The sequence below is a fragment of the Ruoffia sp. FAM 26255 genome (assembly GCF_045528525.1).
Lineage (GTDB): Bacteria > Bacillota > Bacilli > Lactobacillales > Aerococcaceae > Ruoffia > Ruoffia tabacinasalis.
The window spans coordinates 1-5,252 of sequence record NZ_JBGQQX010000084.1 but is presented as its reverse complement, the minus strand read 5'-3'; the positions used below and the strand labels follow the sequence as shown (position 1 = coordinate 5,252).

Sequence of the window (5,252 nt, the reverse complement as noted above, 5' to 3'; positions counted from 1 at the left end):
AGCCAAGTGAATTCTCCTTTTAGTAATGTATGGTAACTTTATTATATAGGAATTCACTGGCTTTTGTGTACATACAAAAAAAGGTGTCAGTGAGATTTCTCTCACCAACACCAAAAATTCAAGAACCACTTTTAATATTCTAATGCTTAATAGCGCAATCTTGCAGAGACATTAATTCCATCCGGCATATCATCGTCTGGAACAATATAAATCTTTCCTTTAGCAGTTGCCACTTTTGTTATGAGTTGTTTTAAGAAGTCTTTGTCTGATTCTTCAAAACTACCATTATCAGTGATTGTCCCTGATTGGCTATAACCTTTATTTACTAATAACTCTTCAATTCGCCCTTCTATAGCACTCATGGATAAATCATCTAATTGATTATCAATTCTAAACTTAGGTGCTGTTTCTCTAAAGCGATTGAACATAGTCTCTTGTTCTTTTTTAACAATTTCAACATTTTTGTTCAGTGATTTTTCTTGAACGGTATTGAAATTCGCATTTGCACCTGACTCTTCAATTCTGTCATCAATTAAGTATGGGTTTTTTGATAATTCACGAAATACAGCTTGATTTTCTGACAAAGCATATAGAATGAGTGGTAAGTCACGAGCTGAAGAATAATTTTCATGAATGTAATTGTCAACTTCTCGGAAGTAATTCTCACGATCTATGTCTTTTTCATGACTTGTATCATTATGACCATGATAGCCTTGTTCTCCTCCACCTGTCGCACTATACGCACCTGAATTGGCTCCTCCACCAGTTAACTCTGAACCTAAGGCATCGTTTAAAGTTTTAGGCGCATCGTCATCTTCAAAATCAATTTCTTTAACAGAAGTTGCATCCCCTTCGAATAAACGAATATCCTCACGATTTAGAATTAATACATGATATTGGTTCGTGTACTGATAGTTTTCAATCAGTGGAGTTAAGTTCGGTGCTTTACCAACATTAACTAAATTAGCAACCGGAATACCTAAGTGGTAATAATAGACTTCGTCTTCTGTAATATATAATGCGAGTCCTCCTCGATAAGTTACTAACTCAACGTCATTGACTTTCGCTCTTTCAATCTGTTCTTGAAACTTGTTTGATACTTCTTTGTCGCATTCTGCTTCAACTCTCTTTTTAGCCTCTTCTAAAAGATTATTCAATTGAATACGATCTTGATCGGAGCTGACAGATGTTGCATGCAACTCCATAGCAATTGTCACGAATAACTTATCAACCTTCTCTAACTCTTTCGCCGGAAAGGCAGTTAATTTTATCATAGTGAAACCCCTTTCTTTTTGTAATACATTAATTGTAACAATATCTATCCTCAGTGTAAAATCATACACATTGCGATATCACACTATTTTCGTTCAGAAAAGTTGCATCCAAAAATATTATTGGTAATCTATAGATATACTACTTATGGAGGATGATATTTAATGACAGAAAAAAGACGTTATACAACTAAAGCTGTGAATACAGGTGGACGACATGGTATTAGTCGACTCATTGATGGAAGTTTTGAAGTAGATGTAGCAATGCCTAAAGAAATGGGTGGCCCTGGAGAAGCAGTCAATCCCGAGCAATTATTCGCTTTAGGTTGGAGCGCGTGCTTCCATTCAGCTTTAGAACGACACAAGAAGACGTTTGGTGCAGAAGGGGAGTCTAAAGTTGGAATTGAAATCGGACTTAACACTGACCCAGAATTCGGTGGTTTTAAACTAGTTGCTAATATTGAAGTAGGTATTGAAGGTTTATCATTAACTGAAGTGCAAGAAATCGCCGATCAAGCGCATGGTGACTGTGCTTATTCAAAAGCGACTCGTGGAAACATCGATTCTAAAGTAACTGCCATTGAAACATTCTTTATTGAAGACGTAAATAATTAATATGATGAAAAAAGCAAGCTTATAAACTGTCCATTTACAGTCCATAAGCTTGCTTTTAATTTGTCACTTGTTTAAACGTTAAATCGATAGACAAAGTCAGCAGTGTCTCTTGAAGTTGATTGGGATCTGTATTTAAATTCAAATACTCCCTCTCTGTCTGTTTATTTAAGATGACAGGTACTCTGTGATGGATATCAGCCATTGGGCCTTCTGAGTCTTTCGTTAACATTGAATATGTTAATGTACTCGAACCATCATCGTTCTCGTAGCGCTCGCAAATACCAGCAATTGAGAATATGTCTAAACCTGCTACAGCTATTTGCCAACGCTCTTTCTTCTCCTGTGAATCAACTTCTTTGAACTCATAAAACGAAGTGGCAGGAATTAAACAGCGTTTACGTTTGAAGGGTTCAATAAATGTCTGCTTTTCCAAAATCGATTCTAAACGTGCATTAATTAGAGGTCTCTTGGCAAAACTTGGCGTAAAACCCCATTTAATCGCGTAAAATTTATTATTCGGAAGTAAAATGAGGTTATTCTGACTTGGATAGTACACTTCTCTCTCATCTTCAGGTAGATTCGAATCTAATTCCGTACCTGCATAACGCTCTAGTAACGCTTTTCTATTCTCTAAAAAACTATATTGACCACACATCGTTAATCTCTCCTTAAATAATACGATTTGTAAGTGTCCCAATGCCTTCTATCGCGATTTGTATCTCGTCACCAGAGTCTAACCACTCTTGTTCGCCTTCATCATAGCCTAAGATAACACCTTCAGGTGTCCCTGTAAATATTAAGTCTCCGGGTTTAAGCGTCATATATTTTGATACATAGGAGATAATTTTAGCACAGTTAAAAATCATTTTATCTGTATTCGATTGTTGAACGATTCTCCCATTTCGCTTTGTAGAAATGTTTAATTGATTAAGATTTATACTATCAGACGTCACGACGACCGGTCCAATTGGCGCAAATTTGTCGGGTGTCTTACCAAGTAGCCACTGCCCAGATCTAAATTGTAAGTCTCTCACTGACAAATCGTTTCCAATCGTATAGCCAAATACATAATCTAACGCTTCTTCTTCAGATACATCTTGGGCAGTTTCTCCCATAATAATGACCAATTCACATTCATAATCAATTTGTTCGCCATCTAAGGGTTTAGGTATATCTTCCCCATCCGCTGCAAGAGCATTATTAAATTTACTAAATAAGACTGGTTCTTCAGGCACATCCATGTCCGGTCCTTCGGACACATGATCTAAATAGTTTAAACCGACACAAATTATCTTTTCAGGTCGACTTACCGGCGGTAAAATATGTAAGTCAGCGTAATTTAAATAATCAGATTCACCAAAGGAAGATTCATTCTTCTCAAAAATTTGTTTAATTATCGGAAATTGTTTCTCCTCAATGAATGTTTCAAGTGAGCCATTTAGCTCTTTATCTGTGTATTTACGAAGGCTTTCGATTGAAATAACTCCATTTGGTGTAAGTAAACCGACATTGATTGAATCGTTATATTGGTAACTAAGTAATTTCATTTTCTACTCCTTTTCATTTGGCAAAAGTTCATGAAGCGTTTTCCTTATAAATCATTATATCGTATAAACAAATAGAGAGCCAAGACTCTGCTGAATCTAGATCTCTCTATAAATTAGTTGTATTAAGACTGTTCCTCAGCTTCTTGGAAATCTGCTTGAGAATCAGTTAAAGTTTCAATGACTGAATCATAAGTTGCTTTGATTGCATTATCATCAGTCACAGTATAAGTTGTGGAATCTTCCTCTTCACTCACACGTGTTTCAACTTCTTCTTCTGTCACAGCTTCATTATCCCAAAGGATATCAGATTGAGAAATCGTTATATTCACGTGTTTCGCTTCCTCATTACCTTCGCCAACACTACTGGTTTCGTTTGTCGTAGTCTCTGTCGTTTCGGTGCCGTCTCCTAAACCACCGTCTAACCAACCACCTTGCGTTACGCCGAATCCTCCACCTACTAATACTAAGGCTGCAACAAGCCAACCCCAGATACCAAATTTACTTTTCTTCTTATTATCTTTTCTAGCCATTATTACCACTCCTTATTCATTTTCATTACTGAGTTCAATTAACTGTTCTTGATAGACAACGGTACTATCCGAGTTTTGATCTATTTGAGTTATTGCTGATAGAATATTTCGATAATCTCTTAAGAATATTTCTTCATTATTATAAGTGAACGAAACAATAATTACTTCTTGTTCAATCGTCTCTATTTGAGACGAAAGCCATGAGTATAAATCTTGGGTTTCTGGTTTTTGAACTTCAGTTCCATCTTCCAAAACTAAATACATGGGATCATCATCTAGACTGGATGGAAAGACGATATTTACTTTTCCAATTGATTGTTGATAGGTTTGATACCAAGTTTGTTCTGATTTCGTTTGAGGCATTTGCGTTTGTGCTAATTGGCTGACTTCTTCTTCTAAAGCTGTAATTGTCTCCGTTGTTGATTGAGATTGTGTCGCTAATACCATAAACAACAGAATTAGTATCACGTCAAGCAATGGAGTTAAGTCGACAATCATTTCTTTAAATTTCATCGTAGGAGTCCTCATAATTTTGACGCGCATGACGTTCGACAATCGCATCTTTTCTTAGTAAATAAGTTTGGACTAATTCATTGTTCTCCTCAACTCTAGCTTGTAAATAACCGTTTAAAGCTTTGAAGATAATGGCGAATATAATCCCCCAAAACGTTGATGTCAGTGCCATAAAGAACAAACTCGTATCTAATTCACCGACCATCGGTATTAATGAGATGACTGTTCCTAATAAACCCATCAATGGGAATATCGCACAGACGTTTGTAAATAATACATAGAGACTGTTGCTTTTTTGACGCTTTTGGAGAATTTCTTGCTCACCATCAGAATCAAAATATAACTTATAGTGTCTATTCATACTTTTCTGGTTTTTCTTACCTAAAGCTACGTTTCCTCGTGGAATTAAAATGTTAAATAATTGCTTACAGCTTTCTAAGCATCGATAATACAGAAAAGCTGCTCCAATCGCTATAATGACAATTAAAAAATCAAATTTGAAAAAATTATCTAATATTGGTTGAAAAAATTGCAATGACTATTCACCTCTAATCTTATGTGTTTTAATCATACCATTTTACATGAAATTTGCGAAGAATATAACTTTATAACAGTAAATTTATATCATTTTTAACAATTAAATATTAAACCTGAATAATTCATACTTTTAAATATTGAGTTATTCTAGTCGTTATTTTTCAATTTTGGATCACTTTATCGAAATTAAAATATTTTAATCGATTTTCTAAGCTAAAGAAGAACTTTTTAGTCTCATC

Annotated in this window: 7 protein-coding genes; 1 reads left to right on the top strand and 6 read right to left on the bottom strand. The window is 35.2% G+C overall.

Features of this window, described 5'->3' with window-relative positions; genetic code table 11:
- Positions 1-146 precede the first annotated feature (146 nt).
- Positions 147-1,274 (bottom strand): hypothetical protein, encoded by a 1,128-nt coding sequence (locus ACEN31_RS10915; protein WP_407109429.1) that lies wholly within the window; start codon positions 1,272-1,274, stop codon positions 147-149.
- Positions 1,275-1,436: 162 nt separating this feature from the next.
- Here ACEN31_RS10915 and ACEN31_RS10910 point away from each other — a divergent pair, with 162 nt between their 5' ends.
- Complete coding sequence (locus ACEN31_RS10910) at positions 1,437-1,886, top strand: organic hydroperoxide resistance protein (RefSeq protein WP_407109428.1); 450 nt, start codon at positions 1,437-1,439, stop codon at positions 1,884-1,886.
- A gap of 55 nt (positions 1,887-1,941) precedes the next feature.
- On the opposite strand, the gene ACEN31_RS10905 is transcribed toward ACEN31_RS10910, so the two are convergent.
- From ACEN31_RS10905 to ACEN31_RS10885, 5 genes are all read right to left on the bottom strand, one after another.
- Positions 1,942-2,541 carry an SOS response-associated peptidase gene (locus ACEN31_RS10905; protein ID WP_407109427.1) on the bottom strand — a complete coding sequence of 200 codons (600 nt, stop codon included), beginning with the start codon at positions 2,539-2,541 and terminating at the stop codon, positions 1,942-1,944.
- Positions 2,542-2,554: 13 nt separating this feature from the next.
- A complete protein-coding gene (locus ACEN31_RS10900; protein WP_407109426.1) occupies positions 2,555-3,433 on the bottom strand; it encodes a fumarylacetoacetate hydrolase family protein in 879 nt (292 codons plus the stop codon).
- A gap of 122 nt (positions 3,434-3,555) precedes the next feature.
- The gene (locus ACEN31_RS10895; RefSeq protein ID WP_197103385.1) at positions 3,556-3,963 is read right to left on the bottom strand and encodes a hypothetical protein; all 408 of its coding nucleotides are present in this window, start codon (positions 3,961-3,963) and stop codon (positions 3,556-3,558) included.
- A 12-nt stretch (positions 3,964-3,975) separates the two neighbouring features.
- A complete protein-coding gene (locus ACEN31_RS10890) occupies positions 3,976-4,476 on the bottom strand; it encodes a hypothetical protein (RefSeq protein WP_407109425.1) in 501 nt (166 codons plus the stop codon).
- On the bottom strand, positions 4,466-5,011 hold the full coding sequence (locus tag ACEN31_RS10885) for a MotA/TolQ/ExbB proton channel family protein (protein ID WP_197103381.1): 546 nt from the start codon (positions 5,009-5,011) through the stop codon (positions 4,466-4,468). The genes ACEN31_RS10890 and ACEN31_RS10885 overlap by 11 nt, the downstream gene beginning before the upstream one ends.
- Positions 5,012-5,252 lie beyond the last annotated feature (241 nt).